This is a genomic window from Mycobacterium sp., assembly GCF_040509115.1.
In the GTDB taxonomy this organism is placed as follows: domain Bacteria; phylum Actinomycetota; class Actinomycetes; order Mycobacteriales; family Mycobacteriaceae; genus Mycobacterium.
Window position 1 is genome coordinate 12,804 of sequence record NZ_JBEVLO010000059.1, and the last position, 22,853, is coordinate 35,656.

A 22,853-nucleotide genomic window follows, 5' to 3' on the forward strand; every position below is an offset into this window, starting at 1 on the left:
TTTGTTGGGTTGACGTGATTCGAGGGACGGTTCAGAAGGGCAGCCGGCGGCCATCGCGGACGTAGTTGCCCGACGTCGCGATGTGCTCGTCGGAGTGCACGGCCTGGCCCTTGGCGAGGTGGCCGAACATTTGGATGCCGAACCCACCGTCGAGGTCGTCGACGATGCGCTTCTTCCACGGTCGTCGGATGATCTGGGTGGTCAGCCGCCTAACCGTGCGCGGCTGGGTCATGATGTGGTCGGCGATGGTGTAGGCCCGGTCGAGCAGCTCCGCACGGGGCAGCACTTCGTTGACCATGCCGTAGTCCAGTGCCGTCTGGGCGTCGATCGACTCACCGGTCAGCAGCGCGTAGGCGGATCGCTTGACGCCGAGCAGTTCGGTGAAGCAGCTGTGGATGCCGTCGCCGGGAACCGAGCTGATGCCGTAGTGCAGGTCGTAGATGCGAGCGTCGTCGGCACACAGCGTGAGGTCGCACATCAGCAGAATCTCGGAGTGGAAGCCAGACCCGTTGAAGACGCCGATGGTGGGTATCTCGATGTCGTTGACCAGTGAGCTGACGTTGATCCGACCGTCCTTGTAGGCGTATTCGTAGGCCCAGTGGGCGAGATCGTCCTGCTCGATCTCGAACCCCGTCGGATCGGACTGCATCATGAAGTCCTCACCCGAGCCGGTGAGGATCAGCACCTCGTTCTCCGGGTCCGCACCAACGGTTTTCAGCATCTGGCCGAGCGCGCGGTGGTTCTGGACACTGAGCTGCACCGAGCCGCCCACCGTGTGCGCCTTGGCGAGCAGCACCCCGTCGTCACGGCGCTCGAGGGTGAAGAAGTCCTCGAAGAACTTGGCGTACTCCTCGAACTTGGGGGTGGGAAGGAAATCTTGCAATGACACGTGCTCTACCTCTCTGTGTTTTCTCTGGGTCTTCCTGACGGTCAGACGCCGACGCGTCTGCCGTGCTTCGTGAACAAGCCGGCAATGCCGCGCGGTGCCGCGATCACGACCACCACGAGCACCGCACCGAAGACGAACTGATTCCAGGTGCCCGCGACGTTGACCAGCAGCAGCTGCAGGACCGCCTGGGTCAGCACCGCGCCGATGAGCGGGCCGTACCAGGTGCCCTTGCCGCCGATTACGGCCGCCACGACCACCGCTAGCGACACCTGGAAGTCGAAGGTGCCGGCCGGCTCGATGAACAGCAGCTCGGCGGCATACAGGCAACCCACCAAACCCGCGATGGCCGCGCCAACCACGAAGGCGACCAGTTTGATGCGCAGCGTCGGAATGCCAAGTACCTCCGCGGCGTCCTCGTCCTCGCGAACGGCCACCAGTGCGCTGAGCCAACGGGTGCGCTCGACGTACCAGCACAACGCCGTCGCCAGAACCGCAGCGCCGAGGAAGAGCACGCAGAACAGCCGCACCGAATCATCGAGCGAGGCAGTGGGACTCTCCAGGAAGAGACCCTTGGCACCGCCGGTGATCGACAGCGTCGTCGCGAGCTGTTGAAGCGCAAGGGTGAGTACGAACGTGGCCACCGCGAAGTAGTCCCCGCGCAGTCGAAAGCCGGGTATCCCGACGAGGAGGGCGCCCGCGCCTGCGACCAGTACGGCCGCGGGCAGCGCCCACAGCGGGTTGATTCCCCACCTCGTCGACAGAATCGCGGTGGTGTAGGCGCCAAGGCCCATGAACATCACGCTGCCGAAGTTCATGTAGCCGACGTAGCCCCCGAGCAGATTCCACGCGCCCGCCAGAGCGACGTACATCAGCACGGTGCCGATCATCTTCACCGACGCGATGTCCGGGGAAGCCAAGGCCCAGCCCAGTACCACCGCCGTCCCTGCAGCTGTCGCGCATGCGGACAGCCAGCGGGGGACCGGTCGTCGAACCGTGCGGCGAGACGTGGCAGCCGTGGGCTCCGCGACGAGATCTGTGCGAGTTGTCATAGCGCACGTTCCTTTCCGGCGGCGAGGCCGCCGCCTCGAGCCACCATGGCTGCCAGCAGCAAGCCGTAGACGACGACGGACACCCAGGTCAGCGGCAGGAGCTGGTTGAAGGCGGCCTGCCCGATTCCGAGCGTCAGACCGCCTGCCAGGGCAGCGAGCACTCCGCCGGTGCCGCCGACGAGCACCACGATGAACGCGTAGGTCAACCAGATGATTTGGGTAGCAACGGAAAAGGGGAACAGTGTCGACAGTAGCGAGCCTGCGGCCGCCGCCAGGGACATACTCAGGGCGAACACCAGAGCCGAGTAACGCGTGACGTGCACGCCGAGAATCCTTGCGGCATCGGGGTGTTGGGCGAGCGCCCGAACGGCGCGTCCGGGCATGCTGAACCGCAGGCCCAGGTACACCACGGCCAGGAGCAGCAGCGCGCTGGCGGCGGTCACCACGTAGTCCGACGGCACCGCGACACCACCAATGGCCACCCTGGCGTTCGAGTAGTCGGCCACCAGCGACCTGATGTCCCCGGACCAGAACTGGGCTGTCGCGGCTTGAGCCATGACCATCACCCCGAAGAGCGCGAGCAGACCGGCCTCCGGCGAGATCGCCTGGGCCCGCTGGACGATCACCTTGTACAACAGCCAGCCGACGATGCCGAACACGGGCATCACGACGACGGCGGTGACGATTGGACTGAGCTGCCAGCGATGGTAGAGCTCGTACGCGGCGATGCTGCCACCGAGGACCGCCATGCCGTGGGTGAGGTTCAGAACGCCAAGCACGCCCAGCGACAACGACATTCCGAGGCCAGCCAGGGTGTAGATGAGGCCGAGCAACACCCCGGTTGCCACGACCTGCGCAACGATCGTCACGAGTGTGCCTCCTCGGCGTAGTTGGCTTGCGGGGTATCGGCTTGCGGGATGCTGGCGTGCGGGGTGTCGGCTGCGGGGTCGAGAGCGAGCCAGTCACGCACCAGGGCGTCGAGGTCGTCCCCGAAGTCGGCGGTCGGTCCCCAGCGGTCTACGGCGCCGGACTTGAGCACGTACACGGTGTCGGCCACCGCCAGCGCGGCTCGAACGTCCTGATCGACGAGAATCACCGTGCGGCCCTCGTCGCGCAGTTGGGCCAGCTCCTGGTACATCAGCGTCGCGACCACCGGTGCGACGCCCGCAGACGGTTCGTCGACCAGCAGGATGGACGGATCGGCGATGAGCGACCTGGCGAGCTCCAGGATGCGTTGCTGACCACCGGAGAGGCTGCCCGCGGGGGCGTTGCGCTTGTCGGCAAGCGCCGGGTAGCGCGCGTATGCCGATGCGACGGCGTCGCTGATCTTTCGTGACCGCCGGACGCTCCAGCCGCCGAGCAGCAGGTTGTCGTGCACGCTCATCGCGGGAAAGACCGAATGGCCCTGGGGGAGAAAGCCGATGCCCCGGCCGGCCCGCTCGTGCGCGGGCACGTGCGACACGTCGAGCTCATCCGAGTCGGTCCGGAGGGAGACGGTGCCCGAGGTGGGGATCAGCAGGCCGGCGAGCACGCGCAACGCGGTGGACTTTCCCGATCCGTTGGGTCCGATGATCACCGAGAGGTGCCCAGGTTCGGCCGCCAGGGTCAAACCGCGCAGAATCGGTTGTCCTGGTGAGTATTCGGCGACCACGTCGCGCATCGTCAAGGTGGCGCTCATGCCGCACTCTCCGGTATCGGAGTGCCCAGGTAGGCCTCGATCACCCGTGGGTCGGCGCACACTTCATCCGGCGTCCCCTCGGTCAGTACCTGGCCACCTGTCATGCACAGGAATCGATCTGAGAGCGAAACCAGATCCGGCACCTCGTGGCTGACGATGAGGAACGCCGTGGTCCCAAGGGCGGCCTGTTCGGAGATCAATCGATGCAGGGTTTCCTTGACGTGCGGATGAACCCCGGCGAACGGTTCATCCATGAGCACCACGCTGGGCCGGTGCGCCATGGCCCTGGCGAATTCGACGAGCTTGCGTTGGCCGCCCGAGAGCTCACTGGCCACGCGGTCGGCGAACTTCGCGAGGCCGACGGTGGACAGCCATTCGTCGACGTCCTCGGTGAGTTGTCGCGCGTGCCGTCGATCCGATCGATGGGCGACGGCGACGACCATGTTCTGGCGCACGGTGAGCGACGTGAACACGTGCGGATTCTGAAAGGTGCGGGCCATGCCGAGAACGGACCTGGTGTGGGCGGCCTTTCGTGTCGCGTCGGTGCCGCCGACGTACACGCGACCGCCGTCGAGTCGATAGGCGCCACTGAGGACGTTGGTGAGGGTCGTCTTGCCGGATCCGTTGGGGCCGATGACGCCGAGCACGCTGCCGCGCGCCACGTCCACGCTCACGCCCCGCAGCGCGTGGATGCCTCCGAAGCGTTTGTGGACGTCGTCGGCACGTAGTGCGATGTCAACCGAAGTGGTCATGTCGGAGTTCGCCTTTCGTCGCTCAGGTGCCCGGGGTTAGCTCGAGTGCCGCCTCGGCGACGGCTGCCGGCCACACCGGTCGGACCTGGCCGCCAACGCTCTGCAGGACGACCTGTTGAAAGTCGGCCGTGCCGTTGGCGGCGAACTTGACGGTGCCCACCGCGGTCTCGAAACTGTGGCCGTAGATGTATTCGCGCAGCTTGTCCTGATCGAGGGTCTTGGCTCCCTCGACCGCTTGCTGCACGATCTGCAGCGACGCGTACGCGACGGCCGCATAGGCGGGGATCACCTTCTCGTTGCGCTCGCTTGCCAGGCGCTGCAAGACGTCGAGACCGGGATAGTTCAGCGTGGGCCAGGTGACGGTGGTGCCGAGCACTCGTTCGGTGGCCGGCCCGAGCTCCGACCAGTTGGGCAGGGTGAGGACCTGCGAACCGCAGGCGCACAGCAGCTTTGGCTCGAACCCGAGGGTGTCGGCTGTCTTGAGGACGGTGCCGGAGTCCTCCGGCAGGCCGAGAATCAGGAACAGGTCTGCGCCAGCGGCCCGTGCCTTGTTGATCGCCGCGGAGAAGTCGGTGGTGTCGGTGCCGTAGGTCTCGTCGAAGACGACCGGCAGGCCAGCCTGGCGGGCGTACCCGCGGGCGCCACCCTGTCCGTTGTAACCGTCGCGATCGGCAAGGGTGAACGGGTTGTTGTTGGTCAGAATGCCCACCCGTTGCGGCCGCTGAGCCGGCGGCAGGCTGGCGATCGCCTCGAACACGCCCCGCGTGTAGTCCTGCGGCTGGTAGGGGTAGGCCGAGATCATGGCCCCTTCGGCAGCATCGTTGAGGCCCGTGTCGGTGAATCCGCCGTTGAACAGCAGTTTTCCGGAGGACTTGACGATCGGCACCACGGCCGCCCCCACGAACGTCGCGTAGGGGGCGAGGACCAGATCGACGCGGTCGCGGGTCAACAGCGACTGATACAGCGTCGCCGCGGTGGCGGCCGTGCTGTTGTCGTTCCTGATGACCAGCTCGACCTTGCGACCGAGCAGTCCGCCCTTGGCGTTGACCTCGCCGGCCCAGGCGTCGTAGACGGCTTGGTACTCGGAGGCCGGCGCGGCCAGCGACCCGGTCAGTCCGAGGGTGCCACCGATCTTGATGGGGGTGTCACCCCCCGAGCCCGATCCGCACCCGGCCGTGAGCAATGTGCTCACCGCCAGGACGCTCAGCATCCGCTTGAATCGCCTTGGGCGCCGATAGGTTTCGATCTCCATGAAGCCACACCTCGTTGTAGGCCGGGCGCTGTGTGAGCGCGATCACCAGGACTGTTCACGATACTGCACACTTTTGTGTAGCGGTGTCAAGTGGGATGTCGAAGTGATTCGACCCATGCGGGTTCAGTAACGCTTGTGAACGGCTCTAATTCGTCGAAAACTCACGATCAGCGGTGTATTGTCTGGAGCACTGTGCGTACGCTTTACTGCACGATTGGAGGCGCGTAATGTCGGAGAACGCCGATGCAGCCGTCGGACGCAGGTCCGGCCTCGGGGGCCGGCTACGACAGGTGCGTGGTGCCCGCGGTCTGTCCGTGCGCGAGTTGGCCCGACGCGCCGGGTGTTCGGCAAGTCTGTTGTCGCAAGTCGAACGCGGCGTCACGACACCGTCTGCGGGCGTGGTCTACGCGCTGGCCAATGAGCTGGGAATTTCCCTCGACTTCCTCTTCGGCGCCGAAGAGGTCGTCATCGCCGATCTGCCGCCGATGCTGGGGTCGCAAATACCGGGGGCGCGTCCTCAGCATCACCTGAACGGTCTACGCGACAAGACGAGTGGGTCCGCGCGCCCGACGGCGCCGTGGGGGAGGGCGGACGGACCGGACGGCAGCGGCATCGTGCAGCGGGCGTCGGAGCGCAGCACCATCGAACTCTCGACGGGCCTCCGTTGGGAGCGGTTGACGCCCACGCACGACAGCAGAGTCGACTTCCTCGACGTCGTCTACGAGCCGGGCGGCCAGTCGTCGGAGACCGGGCAGGCCGTACGTCACGACGGCCGCGAGTACCTACGCGTGTTGACCGGCGAGCTCGAGGCGGTCATCGGCTTCGAGACCCTGCGACTGGTCGAGGGTGACTCGCTGGCGTTCGACCCGACCACCCCACACCTGTATCGCAACCCGACCACCAAGGTGGTCCGTGCCCTGTCGGTCGTCGTGCACGACCCGCCGGGCTGAGGCTCCGCGCGTCGCCACCACGAGATACGTCGCCACCACGAGACACGGAGGGCGTCACCTGGTGCGTTGACATCGGTGAGCTGCCACTGCGCGTCGTCATCGGCGGCCGTATTCCGACCAGCGATGCCCGAAACGAGCCGTTCCCAACTGAATTCCCGAACGAGCGGCCACCTCCGGGAAGTGGCCGCTCGCACTGGGCGAGCGTCAGACGGTGGCGCGCGTCGAGCGGTTCGGTGCCAGCCGGGAGTCGAGTGCAAAGGCGCCGCCGCCGGTGAAGACCAGCAGCAGGAACGCAAAGCAGTACAGCACTGCCGGCTCGCCGCCGTTGAGCATCGGGACGATGCTCTTCGGCAGGTGCATGGTGAAGACGGCGAATGCCATGGTGCCGGAGGCGAAGAAGGCGGCAATGCGGGTGAATAGCCCGAGGGTGATCAGCACCCCGGTGACGAGTTCGATGAGTCCGGCGTAGAAGTACGGCCATTCACCGACGGCGGCCGCAGGGCCGGACGGCCAGCCGAACAGGTGCGCGGTGGCGTGGCAGAGGAAGAGGAGTCCGAAGATCACGCGGAACACGCCAAGCGCGGTAGGCGCGTGTGGGCTGAGGCGGGAGTCGAGATTGGTCACGAGTCATTGCTCCATATCCGTGGTGGGTGCGGTCGATCGAGCGGCGTTGCTCGGGGCGGTTGCATAGGTGAGGTCGCCGGCGGTATGCCACTGCGACCAGGTGCCGAGTTCTGCTGCCAGGTCCAGTCTTTCGACGACGGCGGCGTTGCCGTACCTACCCCACTGCTCGCGGGGCAGCATCCACATGACCTCGAACTGGTTGCCGTCGGGGTCGATCCCGTAGACGCTCTTCGTCGCCCCGTGACTCGACTCGCCCGTGTAGGCGCCCGACGTGATCAGGAGTTCGCGGAATTCAACGAGTTCGTCGACGGTGTCCAGCTGCCACGCCAGGTGATAGAGGCCGACGGATCGCGGCGGCCGCGGGATGGCCCCTGCGACGCCGAACAGTCCGAGGTCGTGATGATTCCCCGAGCGCGGCAGGCGCAGGAAGGTGGCGTTCATGCGGGGTTCGTGACTGACCAGGTCCATGCCGAACGTCGTGGTGTAGAAGTCCTCGGCGCGGGTGAGATCGGCCACGAAGAGGACTGCATGGTTGAGGCGGACGGGTGAGACGGTCATCGACTGAAATCCCTTGGGGCGGTCGGCTTCGGGGCTGCGAGCGAGTGATTGGTTGTAGTTACAACTAACAAGCTATCAGAATACCGTTGTAGCTACAAGTTTTGGTGCGATGATGGTCGGATGAACGACAACGGTTTGGATCGGGCCGAGATGGCGGCATGGGTGCGCGTGGCGTCGGTGCTGGAACTCTTGCCTGGCGTGCTCGACACCCAGCTGCGTCGCGATGCGGGCCTGATGCACTTCGAGTACTTCGTCCTGGCCATGTTGTCCGAGGCGCCCAAGCGCACGCTGCGGATGAGTGAGCTCGCAGCCCAGACCAATTCGACTCCGCCGCGGCTGTCCCATGTCGTGCGGCGACTCGAAGACCGCGGCCTCGTCGAGCGAGTCGCATCCCACGAGGATGCGCGGGTGACCAACGCACGACTGACCGCTGCGGGCTGGCGCAAGGTGCGCGAGGCCGCACCCGGTCACGTCGCCAACGTCCGCGACCACGTCATCGACGCGTTGACCGACGAGCAGGTCGACCAACTCGCTGCCATCGCCGAGGCCATCCTCGGACGGCTGGACCCCGACGGATCGATGTCGGGGACGTATCACCGTTACGACCGGTGACTGGTTGCGACCGCTCGGGTCGATGTCGCCCGTGGCGTCGTGTGATGATCATCGGCGAGAGGTCCCTGATCAATCGAACGGAATGCAATGGCGTGGATCCGCGGAAGACTCGTTGCCACGGCGATTGTGGCGTTCACGTCGTTCGCCGCAGGCTGCGGCGACAGCACCCCCAGCCAAGCCCCGGGCGAGGCCCCGAGCGCCAGTGGGCACGGCACCGCGGGTGCCGTGACGACCACGCAGGCGGCACCCGCAGCCGATGCGCTCACGCCGCTGTTGGCCTCGGTGCCGTTCCCTCCGGTCCCGTTCGCAGGTTCGGACGGCAAGACGCACATGGTGTACGAGCTGGCGGTTACCAACTTCACCAACGCGAGGATGACCGTCGACGAGCTCAAGGTGCTCGATGGTCAGTCCGGCGCCGAGATCGGCGTGCTGGACGCCGATGAACTCAAGGATCGGGTGCAGCCGGCGGGAACGCGTGACGGTGCCGACCGCATCGAGCCGGGCCAGGCGGCGACCATCTTCATCCACCTGGTGGTCGACGCCGGAGCGGCGCCCGCGTCGGTCGTTCACGAGGTTACGGTGACGAGCGCTGCCATGCCGCCGGGTCGGGATCGGGTGACCGAACGGCTGGCGATGACGAAGGTCGACGCGCGGACGCTCCCCGTCCTCTCGGCTCCGTTGCGCGGCGAGCGGTACATCGCCGCCGATGCCTGCTGCGATGCGGCAAGGCACACCAGGGCGGTGCTACCGGTCAACGGCGCTGCCTACGTCGCGCAGCGCTACGCGATCGACTACGAGCAGGCCGACCCCGAGAACCGGATCTTCGCGGGCGACCCCAAGGAGCTGACGAGCTACCCGATCTTCGGCAAGGAGGTCCACGCCGTCGCCGACGGCACCGTCGTCGGCACGCGCAACGACCTACCGGAGCAGACGCCAGGGACCTACCCGTCGAACATCGCCATCGACGAGGCCGACGGCAACTTCGTCGTCCTCGACATCGGCAACGGCTTCTTCGTGAACTACGCACACATGCAACCGGGCAGCGTCCGCCCCAAACTCGGCGATCAGGTGAAGCGGGGCGACGTCATCGGCATCGTCGGAAACACCGGCAATTCGGTGGCGCCACACCTGCATCTGCACGTCATGGACGCCGCCTCACCCCTTGCCGCGCAAGGTCTTCCGTACCTGTACGACCGCTTTACCCTGACGGGTCAGGTGGCAAGTACCGCCGACTTCGACGCCTCGGAGGGCCAGGGGGTGCCGCTGAAGACGGTGCCGGGCATCACACCAACCGAACACACCGATCAACTGATCCTCGACCAGAACATCGTCGACTTCGGCGGCTAGACGACTACCGGGCCAGCTCCTCGCGGATCGCAGAGACGAAACGGTCGACGTCGTCGGCGGTGGTGTCCCACGAGCACATCCAGCGCACCTCGCTCGCCGCGCGGTCCCAGTCGTAGAAGCGCACGCGCTCGCGGATGCGGTCGGCCGCCTCGTTGGGCAGCACGGCGAACACCGCATTCGCCTGGGTGACCTGGCTGAACGACACGCCTTCGATGTCGCCGTCGGCGATGCCCGCCTCGAGAGCCGACCGCAACCGGGACGCCATCGCGTTCGCGTGGGCGGCGGATCGCAGTCCCAGTCCACCGTCGAACAGGGCCAGGAGTTGGGCGCTGGCGAACCGCATCTTGCTTGCCAGCTGCATGCTCAGCTTGCGCAGGTAGAGCATGCCCTCGACCCGACCCGGGTCGATGACGACGACCGCCTCCGCACCGAGCAGCCCGTTCTTGGTGCCGCCGAAGCTGACGACGTCGACGCCGGCATCGGAGGTGAACGCGGCGAACGGCACCCCGAGCGCAGCGGCGGCGTTCCAGATGCGCGCGCCGTCCATGTGCAGGGCCATGCCGTGCTCGTGGGCGACGTCGGCGATCGCGCGCACTTCGGCCGGCGTGTAGAGCGTGCCGAGTTCCGTAGTCTGCGTGATGCTCACGGCGAGTGGCTGGGCGCGGTGTTCGTTGCCCCAACCCCAGGCCTCCCTGGCGATCAGTTCGGGGGTGAGCTTGCCGTCGGCGCTGGGCACCACCAGAAGCTTGAGTCCGCTCACCCGCTCGGGAGCGCCGCCCTCGTCGCTGTGAATGTGGGCGGTCGTCGTGGCGATCACTGCACCCCAGCGTGGCAGGACGGCTGTGAGCGCCACGACGTTGGCGCCGGTCCCGTTGAACACCGGGAAGGCCGCCGCGTCGACGCCGAACTCGCTACGGATGCGCTGCTGCAGGCGCTCGGTGTAGGCGTCGTCGCCGTAGGCGACCTGATGCCCGCCGTTGGCGGCCGCCAGCGCCTGGAGCACCTCGGGATGAACGCCCGCGTAGTTGTCGCTCGCGAAGCCTCGGTAGCCGGTGTCGTGCAGGGTCTCGACCATGGCTCCGAGTCTTTCAGTGCGGCCCGGCGCCGTCTGGTTCAGGCTCCCGTGATCGAGTCGCGAGCGACCATGTCGACTGCAACGGGTCGACCCGTCTCCAACGATTCGACACCGGCAGCGCACACCGCCGCGGCGGCGTAGCCGTCCCATGCGACGGGTCCGTCGGTGTAGTCGCCCGTGGCGTCGCCGGCAGTGACGGCGTTGACCCAGCGCTGGATCTCGGTGTCGTAGGCCAGCCCGAAGCGCTCCTTGAAGCTGGGGGTGATCTGGCCACCCCAGTGTCCCGGGGCGTTCTTGCGCAGCAGCCCGACGTCCAGCCCGATCATCGCGCTGCCCCGCTCGCCGACCACTTCGGTGCGGACTTCGTAGGCGACGCCGGTGGTGACGAACACTTCGACGTCGACGTGCTTGCCCGTCGCGGTCCGGAAGATCGCGATCTGAGGGTCCTGTAGTCCTTGCGGTGCACTGGGATTCGCGGACGGTTTGATGATCTGCACCGACGTGATCTCCTCGTCGAACAGGAAACGGGTGACGTCGACCTCGTGCACCAGCGAATCCTTGACGATCATCGAGCTGTCGAAGTTGGGCGGGACGACGGGGTTGCGGTGCGCGCAGTGCATCACCAGCGGCGCCCCCAGTTCGCCGTCGTCGAGCAAGGCCTTCAACTGCACGTATTCGTGGTCGAAGCGGCGCATGAAGCCCACCTGGATGAGCCGCTTGCCGAGCTCGGCCTCGCGCTTGACCACTTCGAGTGAGGTGGCGACGTCGGTGGTGAGCGGCTTCTCGCACATCACCGGCTTGCCGTACTCCAGGCAGGCCAGGAGCTGCTTCTCGTGGGTGGGCCCTGGGGTGGCGAGGATGACGGCGTCCACCCCAGGATCGGCGATTGCATCGAGGGGATCGGCGATGGCGCGGCAGCCCGGGATGGTCGCGGCGAGTTGTTCGGCCTTCTCGGTCAGGTAGTCGTTGACGACGGTGACGCGGGCGCCGGCGATCCTCGATCCGATGCGGGCGACGTGATCGGCGCCCATCATCCCGACGCCGAGGACGGCAATGCGTAGCTCTGACATGACTGGTGACTCCTTATGGGTCAGTTGAAGCGAACGGAGGGAATGCCGCAGGAGCCCAAGTACTTCTGGGTGCGCTGGGCGATGGGCAGGGGAGCGTCGACCTCGCAGGGATACATGTCCTGCTCGACGATCGCGAACACGTCGATACCCAGCTTCTCGATCTCCGCGAGCAGCGGCGGCATGTCGGGAATGCCAAGCGGCGGTTCGGTCATGGCGCCGAGCTTGACGGCCTCGCCGAACGGTAGATCCTCGGCTTCGACCTTGGCGCGCACCTCCGGATCGACCTGCTTGAGGTGCAGGTAGCCGATGCGCTCGGGGGCTCGGCGGATGATCGCGAGGTTGTCGCCTCCGCAGTAGCTGATGTGTCCGGTGTCCAGGCACAGGTTGACGAACTCGCCGTCGGTACCGTCGAGGAAGCGGTAGACGTTCTCCTCGGTGTCGACGTGGCTGTCGGCATGAGGGTGGTACTGCGCACGTACGCCGTACTTCTCGAACATCGCCTTGCCGAGCTCGTTCATGCCCTCGGTCTTCTGCGTCCACTGCGCGGGCGTCAGGTTGCGGTCCTCGAGCACGGCTCCGGTGGACGGGTCGCGCCACATCTCGGGGATGACGACGACGTGCTTGCCGCCCACCGCGGCGGTCAGCTTGGCGACGTCTTCGATCTGGGTCCACACCGAGTTCCAGGCGTCGTCGCCGCGGGACTCGGACTGGTGCAGATGCTCGAACACCGTGCCCGCCGACAGTTTCAGGTTGCGGGCGGCCAGTTCGTCGGACAACACCTGCGGGTCGGTCGGCAGGTAGCCGAACGGCCCGAGTTCGATCCACTGGTAGCCCGAGGCGGCGACCTCGTCCAGGAAGCGGGTGTACGGCGTCTGTCGTGGGTCATCGGGGAACCACACGCCCCACGAGTCGGGCGCGGACCCCACCAGGATCTTGCTTGAGCTGCTGCTCATGCGGAGTGACCTTTCTATCGTGTTGTGAGAGTCATGTTGTGCGAGTCGTGTTGTGAGAGCGGGGGTTTAGCGGGCTGCCGCCACGTCGTGCCTCCCCGAAGTCTGATCTTGCTAACGCGCGTAAGTAACGCGCGTTAGGTCTACTATGGGGCGAGCGTCGTGCTGTGTCAACCGTCACGAGAGGAGGCCTGATGGCGGCAACCCCGTCCGAGGGGCGACGTCCGCGCAAGCCGGTGATGGCCGACGTCGCCGCGCGAGCCGGCGTGTCCCGCACGCTGGTGTCGTTCGTGCTGGACGGCAAGCCCGGGGCCAGCGACGAGACGCGGCTGCGGGTGCTCACGGCGGCCAGCGAGTTGGGCTACCGGCCGGACTCCGCGGCCAGACTCCTGGCACGGGGACGGAGCCGAACCCTTGGCGTCCTCATCGACGTCGGCCAGCTGTTCGAAGCGGACCTGGTCACGCACATCTATCCTGCCGCCGAAGCCCTCGGTCACGACGTGCTGCTGTCGGCGAACCTTCCCGATCGCCCGGAGTCCGTTCCCGTCGATGCGCTGCTCGACCACCGATGCGGCGGACTGATCCTCCTCGGGCCGAACTCCGAACCCGACTACCTGCGCTCGCTGGCCGAGCGGATACCGGTGGTCGTCGTCTGTCGTCGACTGGACGCGGACCTGGGTGTGGCGACGGTGCGCACCGACGACGCCAAGGGGATCCGCGAGGCGGTCGCCTATCTGGTCGAACTCGGCCACCGACACATCCATCACGTGGACGGCGGGGTGGAGCCGGGGGCCGCGGACCGGCGCCACGCGTATCGCGCCGCGATGCGTCAACACGGACTCACGGCCAACGCCAAGGTGATTGCCGGCGCGCACACCGAGGCGGCAGGCGCGGCGGCGGCACGTGAAATGCTCGCGGACGGGGACCTTCCAACGGCCGTTCTTGCGGGCAACGACCGTTGTGCGTTCGGCGTACTCGACGTCTTCACCAGGGCAGGCGTCGACGTGCCCGGTCAGGTGTCACTGATCGGTTACGACGACAGCAAGATGTCGGACAACCCGCGCATCGATCTGACCACCGTCCATCAGGACTCCGCCGCGCTGGCCCGTCACGCGGTCCGGCTCGCCGTGGACATGATGGAGGGGTCCGGCGACGCCGCCCGCGACATCGTGCTCGAGCCCCAGCTGATGGTCCGAGGTACCACCGCAGTTCCGCGCTGACGCACCGTGCCGACCTTGGCGCTCACGCACCGTGCCGACCTGCCCGCCTATGGTCGAGCGGTGACGATCACCTATGACGCGGCCTTGCGCGAGCGGATCAGCACGCATCTGGCGGGACGCGATCGCCGCGTCGTGAGCGATCCGACCAAGCGGCAGGCAGCAGTCGCCGTGGTCCTCGTCGACTCCGAGACGGGGGAGGACCGGGTGGATCCGGCGCCCGTGGACGAGTGGATCGACGGCCGGCCCATGGACGGACTCGACGGTCGCATGGTCGACGTATCCGGTGGTGCCGCCTTCCTGCTGTGCCGCCGGGCATCTCGGCTGCGTACGCACAGCGCCCAGTGGGCGTTGCCCGGCGGGCGGCTGGATCCCGGCGAGACCACGGTGGCAGCGGCCCTACGCGAACTCGACGAGGAGGTGGGCGTCGAACTGCCGGAGACGTCGGTACTCGGCCTGCTCGACGACTACCCGACGCGGTCGGGTTACGTCATCACTCCCGTCGTCATCTGGGGAGGCGGCAGGCTCGACCTGCGTCCTGCGCCCGACGAGGTGGTCGCGGTCTACCGCGTGGGTCTGCACCAGCTGCTACGCGAGGATTCGCCGCGGTTCATCAGCATCCCGGAGAGTCCGCGCCCCGTCGTCCAGATTCCGTTGGGCAACGACCTGATTCACGCGCCAACGGGTGCGGTGCTGCTCCAACTGCGGTGGCTGGGGCTGGAGGGCCGCGACGACCCCGTCGACCAGCTGGAGCAACCGGTGTTCGCGTGGAAGTAGTCGGGCGGGCCCACGCTCAGCGCTGCACGGCCTTGGCGAGGGTGACGCACCGCGTGAGGACGTCGGCGTCGGCGCGCGCGCCGTGGGCAAGCTCGCGAATCGCGTCGTGCACAACCCGCACCACCACCCAGGCCCGCGCTCGTTCCTCGTCGAGGCCGGCGCCGTCGACGAGGGCGTAGAAGCGCGCTTGGAGCCCATCGCGGATGCGCCCGGCCAGCTCGTCCCACCGGTGCAGGAGCATCGGCGCGAGCTCATAGTGGGGGTCACCGTTCATCGGCTTCGGGGAGATCGCCAGCCAGGGCTCGCGGAGGCCGGCGAGCACATTCCCGTAGTGAAGGTCGCCGTGCAGGACGACGTCGTCGCCGGTCGGGTGGTCAGTCAGCTCGCGGCTGAGCGCGCTCGCCTGCTCGACCAGGCGACGTGGAATCGGCGCGCTGCGCGGCAGCGAATCGAAGTCACGGGACCACCTTTCGACGTGCTCTGCGAGCGAGCGCAATTGGGGCATCGCAGGGACGTGGAGGCGGCGGTGGAGTCCGGCGACCACCTGACACGCCTCGATGTCGGGAAGCGTGTCGAGAGTCGGCGGAAGAAGGCGCTCCAGCAGTAGGGCGCGACGGTGCGGATCGGCCCGCAGCATGCGGACCGAGCCGCTGCCGTCCCAGCGCCGCAGGACGAGATGAGCGTGTTCGGAGCCGGCGTCGGGCCGGCTGATCTTCATCACGGCCGGTACCCCATCGGTCGTGCGGACGGGCAGGACCTGCGATCCCGATCCATGGGTGGCTGCACCCTCGGGGCGAAGCTCCCACTGCGCGAGAAGGCCACGTGTTTCGGCCGAAAGTTCCTCGGGCGTCGCGGTCAAGGGGCCGCCGGTTCGACGTGCTGATTGGCCAGCGCGCCCCGGACGAACGTTGCGAGCGCACGGCCGGGGAGGCTGGACTTCAACGCGCCGTTGGTGGCTCGTTGCAGCGCAAGTCCATGGGACAGTGCGATCTGCGCGACGCCGAATTCGTATGGGGAAAGGGTGGATTCGATCCCAAGGCGCTCGAAGTGGATGGCGATCAAGTCACCGAGCCTGCGGCGGTACGACTCGTAGATCGCACCGAATTCGTCTGCCTTCGTGCCGCCGCGCATCGCATACAGCTGAAACTCGGTCGTCAGCAGGCACCAGCTGCCGTCTTCGCCGAGCACGCGGTAGCGCCGTTCGATGGCGGGCGCGAGTTGGTCGGCGGTCTTGATGCGATCGAGTGCCTGGCGCAAGGTGTCGACCTCGGCGTCGAGGTGCCGACCGATGAGCTCGACGAAGAGTTCGTCCTTGGATTCGAAGTTGGAGTAGAAGGCGCCCCTGGAGTAGCCAGCCTCCTCGGCGATGACGTCAATCGGTGCAGCTTCGAAACCCATGCGGCAGAACACCTTTCCCGCAGCCTCGATGAGGCGCTGGCGGGTGACTTCGCGTTGCTCGGCGCGGGATAGGCGAGCCACTCGCAATCTCCTGTCGTGATGTCCATCGCGCCTGACTCGACGCTTCCTCGACACTGCACTCTGATACAGCAGGGTATCTGAATCTCGCGCTGTACCTTGCCGGCATCGGAGGAGGTGGGTCGAAGGAGATCCGAGCACAGCAGCGGAGCGACCCCGCTTGCCGCCCGCGAATTCGACGAGCTCGGGGCGCCGCCCTACCGAGCCGCGACGTCGGTCGATCGGGAGCTGGTGTCGCTCGACGAAGCGTCGCAGGACGTGCAGTCCGCGCTGTCGATGCTGAACGTTCCACATGTGGTGCAGATGAAGGGAATCATGGCCGGCGCCTTTGCTAACGGGAGTGGGATACGCCGGCTTCCCCAGCGTTGCGCTGGCTGTACCCGGCACTGGTGGGACCGAAACCAGACGGGGCCGAAAGCAGACGGGGCCAAAAGCCGACGGGGCCGGAAGCAGACGGGAACGCCCCGCTCCGGGGAGCGGGGCGTTCTACTTGACGGGCCTGGCCGGTCCGGCGTGCTAGCTGATTCCGACGACGTCCTGCGCGATGGCGGCGACGCGAGTCTGCGCGGCTGAGATGACGCCCTGACGTGCCTTGTTGGCTTCTTCGTAGGCCAGGATGACCCGGACCTCGTTCGGGTCGGTCAGGTCCTTGACCGCTGCCACGGCCTGGCTGACGTTGAGGTCGTCGAAGCCGTCGATGGGTAGCTCCGAGACGTCCAGGACGCCGGTTGCGGAGCGCAGTGCGTGCAGCGCGTCGGCGGCTTGCTCGGCGCCGCCGTCGCGGATGACGTTCTCCGCCGACTCGAGCGCGGCGTTACGCGACGCCGTGACGGCCTTGCCCGCTACGTCACCAGCCCGCTTGCCGCGGTTGACGAGTTCGCTGACGGCCAGGGGAGTGGCGCGCACGGTGTCGACGGCCTTGTCCAGGCCGCGTACGGACCAGGCGACCGGGACGTTGACGAGCTGAACCACGGTGCCGGCTGCGGCCTGCAGAGGGGTCCGACGCAGGGCGGCGGGGCCGCCAAGGGCGTCCTCGGCGAGCACGGTCGCGAGCCAGTCCACGGTGGCGGCGTGAGCCGTGATGAGACGGTTGGCGAGTTCCTCCACGTCCTTGCGCTTGGCTGCCACGGCAAGCGCCTTGACGTACCGGGCGCGGTCGAACAGCTGGTGCTCGAGCGCGAGGTCGCCGAGCAGGGCCTCGTCGAACGGTTGTGCCTGCTCGGTGAGCGCCTTGACGGCCGCGGCCGCCCGCCCGAAGAACGGGCCGATGACGTCGGGGAATCCGCCGAGGTCACGGATGGCCGACTCGATGGATTCGGCACGGGCGCGCCCGTTGGCGGCGTTCTGGCTGAGTTCGCGGCGGACCGCGTCCGTGCGGGCTTGCGCCTCGCGGGTCTCGGCAACCTGGATCTCGGTGTTGGTGAGGTCCAGTAGCGCACGTAGTTGCGCTATGAGTGTGTTGATCGTGGGTGTGGTCATGATGGTCGCCCCTTCGGCGTTGACTGATTGGGTCGGCGCGGGGTGCACCTGTCGAACGCATACCCCAGCCAACTGCCGGTAACCGCCAATTGCGGAGATGTGAAACACCTCTCAACGCGATTTGGCGCGGCGAGGTCGGTTTGTGCGCAGGCAGCAGGGGTAAATTCCAGAGGTGTTGAACGCATCGTCCAATAGTGCATCCGCGGGTTCTGGGCCGAAGCTGCCGAGCGCAGTCGGTCCACTGTCGGCGGCGGTGCGCGAGCTCGTAGAGGGACGCGCACCCCGTCACCACCTGAGCCGCGTCGAGGTCTCCGTCGGCAAGGCCGATCCCTACGGGCTGGACCTGCAGCTGGCCCTCTACGTTTGCTACGAACTCCACTACCGCGGCTTCGACGGTGTCGACGAGCGCTGGGAGTGGAATCCGGGCTTGTTGCACCTGCGGGCGGAGATGGAGGCGGTCTTCGAGGAGGCGCTGCGGCACGAGGTCGGTGACATCGACGAGAACCGCACTGCCGCCGACGAAATGGCCGCCCTGTCCATCGAGCCGACCGACGGCGAGGGGCTGTCGTTCTTCCTGCGCGACGAGGGTACGTGGGAGCAGATGCGGGAGTACTTCGTGCACCGGTCGCTCTATCACCTCAAGGAGGGCGACCCGCACGCGTGGGCCATCCCACGGTTGACGGGTCACGCGAAGGCGGCCTTCGTCGCCATCGAATTCGACGAGTACGGCGCGGGCCGCGGCGAGCGGCTGCACCAGCAGCTCTACGCCGATCTGCTCGTAGCGGCCAGGTTGAAGTCGAACTACCTCGGATACCTCGACTGGGTTCCCGCGGAATCGCTTGCAGCAGTGAACCTCATGTCGATGTTCGGGTTGCATAGATCGTGGCGCGGTGCCGTCGTGGGGCACTTCGCCTCGACGGAGATCACGTCCCCGCCGGGATCCCACCGACTCGTTCAAGCCTTGGAGCGGATGGGTGCACCCGAACGGTGCATACGGTTCTATGCCGAGCACGTCGAGGCGGACGCGGTTCACGAGCAGATCGTCCGCACCGACGTGGTGGGTGATCTGCTGGCCAGCGAGCCGCATTTGGACCACGACGTCGTGTTCGGGATCCGTGCCAGGGACGTCGTCGAAGAGCGCCTCGACGCGCTGATGATGAAGAGTTGGGTGTCCGGGCGCAGCTCGCTACGTCGACCGCTCGTCTGACTCTGATCGATCGCCCCTGCGGCGGCGCTTGCGGTGGCTGGTGTCGCACAGGGGATAGGTCTTGCTGCGTCGGCATGTGCAGACGGCAACCATGAAGCGGTCCGACTCGGTAATCGTGCCGTCCGCGGTTTCGATGCGAACCGGACCTTGAACGAGCATCGGGCCTCCGTCGGTGAGGCGCACCTGGCGGATCTCGGCGGGCGAGTCGTCCGGGGTCATGGTTTGTCCGCTCGAATCACGACGATCTCCTCCTCGCGGCGCCCAGGGGCCAGTCGAGCGGTGCGCTCCAGCCAGCCCGCCCGCGCCGTCAAGACGGGGCCGAATGGGATTCGCCGTCGGGCAACGACGCGCGCACCGAGACCCGCGCACTCAAGCGCGGTCAACGACTGATCGATGCCGGTGAACTCCGACTGGACCATCAGCAGCGTCCCGCCAGGCGCCAGCAGCCCCTCCGCAGCCTCGCACAGGGGACCGACGACGAGCCGTCCGTCCGGCCCGGCGTCCCAGGCCCACGTCGGGCCGTCGTCCGGCTCCGCCGAATCGGGATCCGCTGGCACGTAGGGAGGATTGGCAAGCACGACGTCGTACCGACCGCGTGCGCCCGTCCAGGACCCGCGTCGAACGTCGACGTTCACACCCGCGGCCGACGCGTTGGCCGTGCTGCACCGAACGGCGTCCGGAGAGACGTCCCATGCCGTCACGCTACGTGCTCCGGCTCGCGCGGCGGCGATCGCGACCACGCCGGAGCCGGTACAGAGATCCAGAACCGTTCGTTCGGCGACCTCGATGCTGGTCTGCATGGTGTCAACCAGCAGGTGTGAATCCTGCTGCGGCGAGTAAACGTTGATGCCGCGGGCTTGCGAACCGCGGTCGATCGGGGCACTTATCGTCACTGCTTGCCAATGCCCGCGTGACGAGCGTCCAAACCCCGCAACAGCCCCCGGCCACCCGCTCAGACGAGTCGACGCGTCTTGTCACGCAACTCCTTCTGCAGCTGACGCTCTCTTGCGTAGAGCAACCCGAAGGTGAATCCGTTCTCACCGGGTGCGGTGCCAGCCGAGATGCCAAGCCGGTAGAGGGTTTCGGCGGCCACGACACTGTCCTGGTAGTCGCCGAGGACGCGCTGGATGCGCTTGTAGTGCTTGCCCTCCTTGGCCTGCTTCGCCTCCTCGCCGGACAACTCGACGGCGTAGCGCGCCCGCTTGGCCGCCTTGCGAGCCCGGTGCAGCAGCGCATCGTCATGACTACCGATGGCCTCGACGAGTCGGCGGTCGGCCTTGCGACGAGCTTTCCGCGCGGCGCTCTTCAGCGACTTCCTGGTTGGGGGAGCCGTCATCGGCAAGTCCGTCGCCCACTGCTGCAGGGTGGAAAGCAAGGCCAGATAGCGTTCGGAGTTCATGGCCTCCGAGACGTCTGCGCGAGCTCGCAGTTCGGTGGCGCGAAGGTCGGAGTCCAGGTGGGCGACCACGGGGCCCAGGATGAGCTCGGGTGGCCACTCGTCGAGCGTCGCGTCGAGCCTTCTGCGCTGCAGTTGGTGGTCGCGCACGTCGCCGAGTAACCCCGCGAACCACTTGAGCTCGGTGTCCAGATGCGTTGCGGCGTCGGCCTCGAACGACTTTCCGAAGACCCGCAGCGTGCTACGCAGTCGGCGGGTCGCGACCCGAGTGTCATGGATCGGGTCTTGATGACTGCGCAGCCCGAGGTCGCCTGCGAAGATCGCCTCGATCTGCTTGCGCACGTACCTCGCGATCGTCTCCCTGGCGATCGATCCCTTGAGCGAGGTCGGCCGCGGTTGAGGGCTGATGCGGGCCAACTTCGACGGGTGCGGCGACAGCTGTGCGCCTGCCTTGACCAGCCTCCGGGCCAGCTTCCGGCGTAGTGATCCCGCGGCCGGGCCCTCCTCGACCTCGATCTCTCGCCACGCCAACAACTGATGACCGCTGGAGGCTCGGACGTGGTCGTCGACGAGCTCCACCCGCAGCGTCTGCCCATCGTCGTCGACGATGCGGTAGCGATCCCGCTGAGTCCTGATGGTCGCGACGGGAATCAAGGGCTTGCCGAGGCGAACCCCGGTGAGCAGATCGGTCAACTCGTCCGGCGGAGTATCCGACGGCCCGGCACGCAGCTCGAGGCGGCCGTCTGCGGTGGGCACCTTGATATGCCATCCGGCGTCGTCGTCGCCCTCCCGCTTTCGCAGCGACAAGCCATGGCTCTGCAGATCGTGCTCGGCGGTGTCGTAGTAGACGCTGTTCAATTCCACCGTGCTGCGGTCGGCGGCGTCCGCCGCGATGTCAGCAGGGAGAACGAAGTCGTTGTCGACGTCCCACTTGTCTTCGATTTCGAGCATGCTCTTCATCGAATTGGGCTATCCGCGAGGAGAGTCGCCCAAACCCGGACCGAACACCTGCAATGTCTCATCGGGCGGCCGCGCACGACTCGTCATCTCACCACCCGAAAGGTGCGCATCGTGGGGTCCACCGGATCGGGCAGCGTCATGCCTGCCTCAGCTCCCGACCGCAGGTAGCCGATGACCGGATCGGTGAGCCGTTCGCCAGGAACGATCGCCGGGATTCCGGGAGGGTACGGCGTGACCTGTTCGGCGGCAATGCGTCCAGCGGCCGCGTCGAACGCCACCATCTCCGTCGGGCCGAAGAACGCGTCCCGGGGCAGCATCACCGTCTCCAGCTCCAACTGGCCGGGAGAAGGCAGGTGAATGGGGGCGGCTCGATCGAAGTCGTCGGCCTCCTTGCGCCAGCGCCACAGTGCGTCCACCAGGTGCTCGGTGGTCTGCGGTTGGTCTGCGAAGGACAACGTGGCCAGCACCCGGCGATGGTCTGCCATGCCAAGGTCGATCTGGCAGTTCTCGCGCAGCCAGTCGGCGACCTGATAGCCGCTGCAGCCGGTGCCGGCGACGTCGATCAGCACCTGTAGGCGGTCCAGATCGTGGGAGGCCTCCGCGCCGAGCAGTTCCTCTTCGAGCACCTCGACATCGGGAATCTCTTCGATGGCCCCCCGGGTGACCGCGGCCAATGTCATTGCCCTGTCCAGCAAGTCGTGTCCCGACTCGACCATCTGTCGTCGCCAGCCGTCCATCGCGGCGTACATCATCACGTTCGGGCTCGTCGTCATCAACAGGTCGGCGCACTTGGACAGCCGCTGCCGATCGACCAGATCCCCCTGGACGTGGAACACCGAACCCTGTTCGAACCCGGCGCCCATCTTGTGAACGCTGACCACGCAGACGTCGGCCCCCGCGTCCATCGCCCAGGTGGGGAGGTCCTCGTGGAAGGGCAGGTGTGCTCCCCACGCCTCGTCCACGATCAGCGGCTTGCCCCGCCGGTGGCACACCTCGGCGATCGCCGCCAGATCAGCGCACGTTCCGTACGGGCTGGGGCTGACGATGAGGGCGCCCGCCGCGTCGGGGTACGCGCGCCACGCTGCGTCGACCTGCTCTGGCGACGGCGGATGGGACAGATGCCGCAGCGCATCCCACTGCGGGGAGATCCACCGGGGTTGCACACCCGCGAGGATGAGGCCCGCCACCACGGACTTGTGGCTGTCCCGGCCCAACAGCAGGCTGCCGTCGTTGCCCGCCACCGCCATCATGGCGGCCTTCACCGAGAGCGAGCTGCCGCAGGTGGAGAAGAATGCGGCCGAGGCGCCGACCGCGTCGGCCATCAACTCCTCGGCCCGCGCCAGAAACCGGCCGCTGCTCCGACGGTCGTCGAGGCCGTTGCTCGCCAGGACGTCGTCCCGGAACGGCTGACTTCCGAGCACGTCGAGGACTCGCTGATCGGCGCCGCGCCCCTGCCGGTGTGCCGGTGGGCTGAAACCGTAGCGGCCCTTGGCGTGATAGTCGGCCAGCGCCTCGAGCATCGGCGCCCGCGAATG

The 22,853-nt window shown here is 67.1% G+C and carries 24 protein-coding genes; 6 read left to right on the plus strand and 18 right to left on the minus strand.

Going from position 1 to position 22,853, the window contains the following annotated elements; all coding sequences use genetic code 11:
• Positions 1 to 31: 31 nt before the first annotated feature.
• From ABW137_RS04520 to ABW137_RS04545, 6 genes are read right to left on the minus strand one after another with little or no spacing between them, the layout of a single operon-like run.
• Positions 32 to 889 (minus strand): enoyl-CoA hydratase/isomerase family protein, encoded by an 858-nt coding sequence (locus ABW137_RS04520; RefSeq protein ID WP_526397311.1) that lies wholly within the window; start codon positions 887 to 889, stop codon positions 32 to 34.
• Positions 890 to 930: 41 nt separating this feature from the next.
• Entirely contained in the window at positions 931 to 1,938 is a 1,008-nt protein-coding gene (locus tag ABW137_RS04525) for a branched-chain amino acid ABC transporter permease (RefSeq protein WP_526397313.1), read from the minus strand.
• On the minus strand, positions 1,935 to 2,807 hold the full coding sequence (locus ABW137_RS04530; protein ID WP_526397315.1) for a branched-chain amino acid ABC transporter permease: 873 nt from the start codon (positions 2,805 to 2,807) through the stop codon (positions 1,935 to 1,937). Before ABW137_RS04530 ends, ABW137_RS04525 begins: the two co-directional genes overlap by 4 nt.
• A complete protein-coding gene (locus tag ABW137_RS04535; RefSeq protein WP_526397317.1) occupies positions 2,804 to 3,616 on the minus strand; it encodes an ABC transporter ATP-binding protein in 813 nt (270 codons plus the stop codon). Before ABW137_RS04535 ends, ABW137_RS04530 begins: the two co-directional genes overlap by 4 nt.
• A complete protein-coding gene (locus ABW137_RS04540) occupies positions 3,613 to 4,368 on the minus strand; it encodes an ABC transporter ATP-binding protein (protein WP_526397319.1) in 756 nt (251 codons plus the stop codon). Before ABW137_RS04540 ends, ABW137_RS04535 begins: the two co-directional genes overlap by 4 nt.
• A 22-nt stretch (positions 4,369 to 4,390) precedes the next feature.
• Positions 4,391 to 5,620: an amino acid ABC transporter substrate-binding protein gene (locus tag ABW137_RS04545; RefSeq protein ID WP_526397321.1), complete on the minus strand. Its 1,230-nt coding sequence runs from the start codon at positions 5,618 to 5,620 to the stop codon at positions 4,391 to 4,393.
• A 227-nt stretch (positions 5,621 to 5,847) separates the two neighbouring features.
• Here ABW137_RS04545 and ABW137_RS04550 point away from each other — a divergent pair, with 227 nt between their 5' ends.
• On the plus strand, positions 5,848 to 6,570 hold the full coding sequence (locus ABW137_RS04550) for a helix-turn-helix domain-containing protein (RefSeq protein WP_526397323.1): 723 nt from the start codon (positions 5,848 to 5,850) through the stop codon (positions 6,568 to 6,570).
• 204 nt (positions 6,571 to 6,774) lie between these two features.
• Here ABW137_RS04550 and ABW137_RS04555 read toward each other — a convergent pair whose 3' ends face one another.
• Positions 6,775 to 7,194 carry a DoxX family protein gene (locus tag ABW137_RS04555; RefSeq protein WP_526397325.1) on the minus strand — a complete coding sequence of 140 codons (420 nt, stop codon included), beginning with the start codon at positions 7,192 to 7,194 and terminating at the stop codon, positions 6,775 to 6,777.
• Positions 7,195 to 7,197: 3 nt separating this feature from the next.
• Positions 7,198 to 7,752 (minus strand): VOC family protein, encoded by a 555-nt coding sequence (locus ABW137_RS04560; protein ID WP_526397327.1) that lies wholly within the window; start codon positions 7,750 to 7,752, stop codon positions 7,198 to 7,200.
• A 120-nt stretch (positions 7,753 to 7,872) separates the two neighbouring features.
• Between ABW137_RS04560 and ABW137_RS04565 the strand changes: the two genes are divergently transcribed.
• Positions 7,873 to 8,364: a MarR family winged helix-turn-helix transcriptional regulator gene (locus ABW137_RS04565; protein WP_526397329.1), complete on the plus strand. Its 492-nt coding sequence runs from the start codon at positions 7,873 to 7,875 to the stop codon at positions 8,362 to 8,364.
• A gap of 225 nt (positions 8,365 to 8,589) precedes the next feature.
• On the plus strand, positions 8,590 to 9,711 hold the full coding sequence (locus ABW137_RS04570; RefSeq protein ID WP_526397331.1) for a M23 family metallopeptidase: 1,122 nt from the start codon (positions 8,590 to 8,592) through the stop codon (positions 9,709 to 9,711).
• A gap of 4 nt (positions 9,712 to 9,715) precedes the next feature.
• Here the strand turns inward: ABW137_RS04570 and ABW137_RS04575 are convergent, their stop codons facing one another.
• Genes ABW137_RS04575 through ABW137_RS04585 form a run of 3 tightly spaced genes read right to left on the minus strand, consistent with a single transcriptional unit; the run spans position 9,716 to position 12,809 of the window.
• Positions 9,716 to 10,786 carry a threonine aldolase family protein gene (locus tag ABW137_RS04575; RefSeq protein WP_526397333.1) on the minus strand — a complete coding sequence of 357 codons (1,071 nt, stop codon included), beginning with the start codon at positions 10,784 to 10,786 and terminating at the stop codon, positions 9,716 to 9,718.
• 38 nt (positions 10,787 to 10,824) lie between these two features.
• Positions 10,825 to 11,856, minus strand: a complete 1,032-nt coding sequence (locus ABW137_RS04580) for a Gfo/Idh/MocA family protein (protein WP_526397335.1) — start codon at positions 11,854 to 11,856, stop codon at positions 10,825 to 10,827.
• A 20-nt stretch (positions 11,857 to 11,876) separates the two neighbouring features.
• Positions 11,877 to 12,809 (minus strand): sugar phosphate isomerase/epimerase family protein, encoded by a 933-nt coding sequence (locus ABW137_RS04585; RefSeq protein ID WP_526397337.1) that lies wholly within the window; start codon positions 12,807 to 12,809, stop codon positions 11,877 to 11,879.
• Positions 12,810 to 13,000: 191 nt separating this feature from the next.
• On the opposite strand from ABW137_RS04585, the gene ABW137_RS04590 reads away from it, so the two are divergent.
• Together ABW137_RS04590 and ABW137_RS04595 are read left to right on the plus strand one after the other, a co-directional pair.
• On the plus strand, positions 13,001 to 14,026 hold the full coding sequence (locus ABW137_RS04590; protein ID WP_526397339.1) for a LacI family DNA-binding transcriptional regulator: 1,026 nt from the start codon (positions 13,001 to 13,003) through the stop codon (positions 14,024 to 14,026).
• Positions 14,027 to 14,086: 60 nt separating this feature from the next.
• Positions 14,087 to 14,800, plus strand: a complete 714-nt coding sequence (locus tag ABW137_RS04595) for an NUDIX hydrolase (RefSeq protein WP_526397357.1) — start codon at positions 14,087 to 14,089, stop codon at positions 14,798 to 14,800.
• A 16-nt stretch (positions 14,801 to 14,816) separates the two neighbouring features.
• On the opposite strand, the gene ABW137_RS04600 is transcribed toward ABW137_RS04595, so the two are convergent.
• The 3 genes from ABW137_RS04600 to ABW137_RS04610 form a co-directional block, all read right to left on the minus strand.
• Complete coding sequence (locus ABW137_RS04600; RefSeq protein ID WP_526397341.1) at positions 14,817 to 15,659, minus strand: aminoglycoside phosphotransferase family protein; 843 nt, start codon at positions 15,657 to 15,659, stop codon at positions 14,817 to 14,819.
• Positions 15,656 to 16,279 carry a TetR/AcrR family transcriptional regulator gene (locus ABW137_RS04605; protein ID WP_526397343.1) on the minus strand — a complete coding sequence of 208 codons (624 nt, stop codon included), beginning with the start codon at positions 16,277 to 16,279 and terminating at the stop codon, positions 15,656 to 15,658. Before ABW137_RS04605 ends, ABW137_RS04600 begins: the two co-directional genes overlap by 4 nt.
• A 513-nt stretch (positions 16,280 to 16,792) precedes the next feature.
• Positions 16,793 to 17,755, minus strand: coding sequence for a ferritin-like domain-containing protein (locus ABW137_RS04610; protein ID WP_526397345.1), 963 nt, complete (start codon positions 17,753 to 17,755; stop codon positions 16,793 to 16,795).
• A 175-nt stretch (positions 17,756 to 17,930) separates the two neighbouring features.
• Here ABW137_RS04610 and ABW137_RS04615 point away from each other — a divergent pair, with 175 nt between their 5' ends.
• The gene (locus ABW137_RS04615; protein ID WP_526397359.1) at positions 17,931 to 18,962 is read left to right on the plus strand and encodes an iron-containing redox enzyme family protein; all 1,032 of its coding nucleotides are present in this window, start codon (positions 17,931 to 17,933) and stop codon (positions 18,960 to 18,962) included.
• On the opposite strand, the gene ABW137_RS04620 is transcribed toward ABW137_RS04615, so the two are convergent.
• The 4 genes from ABW137_RS04620 to ABW137_RS04635 form a co-directional block, all read right to left on the minus strand.
• On the minus strand, positions 18,942 to 19,181 hold the full coding sequence (locus ABW137_RS04620; RefSeq protein ID WP_526397347.1) for a CDGSH iron-sulfur domain-containing protein: 240 nt from the start codon (positions 19,179 to 19,181) through the stop codon (positions 18,942 to 18,944). The genes ABW137_RS04615 and ABW137_RS04620 overlap by 21 nt on opposite strands.
• Positions 19,178 to 19,855: a HemK2/MTQ2 family protein methyltransferase gene (locus tag ABW137_RS04625; protein WP_526397349.1), complete on the minus strand. Its 678-nt coding sequence runs from the start codon at positions 19,853 to 19,855 to the stop codon at positions 19,178 to 19,180. Before ABW137_RS04625 ends, ABW137_RS04620 begins: the two co-directional genes overlap by 4 nt.
• A 59-nt stretch (positions 19,856 to 19,914) precedes the next feature.
• The gene (locus ABW137_RS04630) at positions 19,915 to 21,309 is read right to left on the minus strand and encodes a CYTH and CHAD domain-containing protein (protein ID WP_526397351.1); all 1,395 of its coding nucleotides are present in this window, start codon (positions 21,307 to 21,309) and stop codon (positions 19,915 to 19,917) included.
• Positions 21,310 to 21,401: 92 nt separating this feature from the next.
• Positions 21,402 to 22,853 (minus strand): aminotransferase class I/II-fold pyridoxal phosphate-dependent enzyme (locus ABW137_RS04635; protein ID WP_526397353.1); only part of this gene is annotated, 1,452 nt, incomplete at its 5' end.

Excerpts from the sequence above, each read along its gene's own strand:
- ABW137_RS04525 (WP_526397313.1), bottom strand. The coding sequence starts at position 1,938 with ATGACAACTCGCACAGATCTCGTCGCGGAGCCCACGGCTGCCACGTCT.
- ABW137_RS04535 (WP_526397317.1), bottom strand. The coding sequence starts at position 3,616 with ATGAGCGCCACCTTGACGATGCGCGACGTGGTCGCCGAATACTCACCA.
- ABW137_RS04540 (WP_526397319.1), bottom strand. The coding sequence starts at position 4,368 with ATGACCACTTCGGTTGACATCGCACTACGTGCCGACGACGTCCACAAA.
- ABW137_RS04545 (WP_526397321.1), bottom strand. The coding sequence starts at position 5,620 with ATGGAGATCGAAACCTATCGGCGCCCAAGGCGATTCAAGCGGATGCTG.
- ABW137_RS04550 (WP_526397323.1), top strand. The coding sequence starts at position 5,848 with ATGTCGGAGAACGCCGATGCAGCCGTCGGACGCAGGTCCGGCCTCGGG.
- ABW137_RS04560 (WP_526397327.1), bottom strand. The coding sequence starts at position 7,752 with ATGACCGTCTCACCCGTCCGCCTCAACCATGCAGTCCTCTTCGTGGCC.
- ABW137_RS04565 (WP_526397329.1), top strand. The coding sequence starts at position 7,873 with ATGAACGACAACGGTTTGGATCGGGCCGAGATGGCGGCATGGGTGCGC.
- ABW137_RS04575 (WP_526397333.1), bottom strand. The coding sequence starts at position 10,786 with ATGGTCGAGACCCTGCACGACACCGGCTACCGAGGCTTCGCGAGCGAC.
- ABW137_RS04580 (WP_526397335.1), bottom strand. The coding sequence starts at position 11,856 with ATGTCAGAGCTACGCATTGCCGTCCTCGGCGTCGGGATGATGGGCGCC.
- ABW137_RS04585 (WP_526397337.1), bottom strand. The coding sequence starts at position 12,809 with ATGAGCAGCAGCTCAAGCAAGATCCTGGTGGGGTCCGCGCCCGACTCG.
- ABW137_RS04590 (WP_526397339.1), top strand. The coding sequence starts at position 13,001 with ATGGCGGCAACCCCGTCCGAGGGGCGACGTCCGCGCAAGCCGGTGATG.
- ABW137_RS04610 (WP_526397345.1), bottom strand. The coding sequence starts at position 17,755 with ATGACCACACCCACGATCAACACACTCATAGCGCAACTACGTGCGCTA.
- ABW137_RS04620 (WP_526397347.1), bottom strand. The coding sequence starts at position 19,181 with ATGACCCCGGACGACTCGCCCGCCGAGATCCGCCAGGTGCGCCTCACC.
- ABW137_RS04630 (WP_526397351.1), bottom strand. The coding sequence starts at position 21,309 with ATGCTCGAAATCGAAGACAAGTGGGACGTCGACAACGACTTCGTTCTC.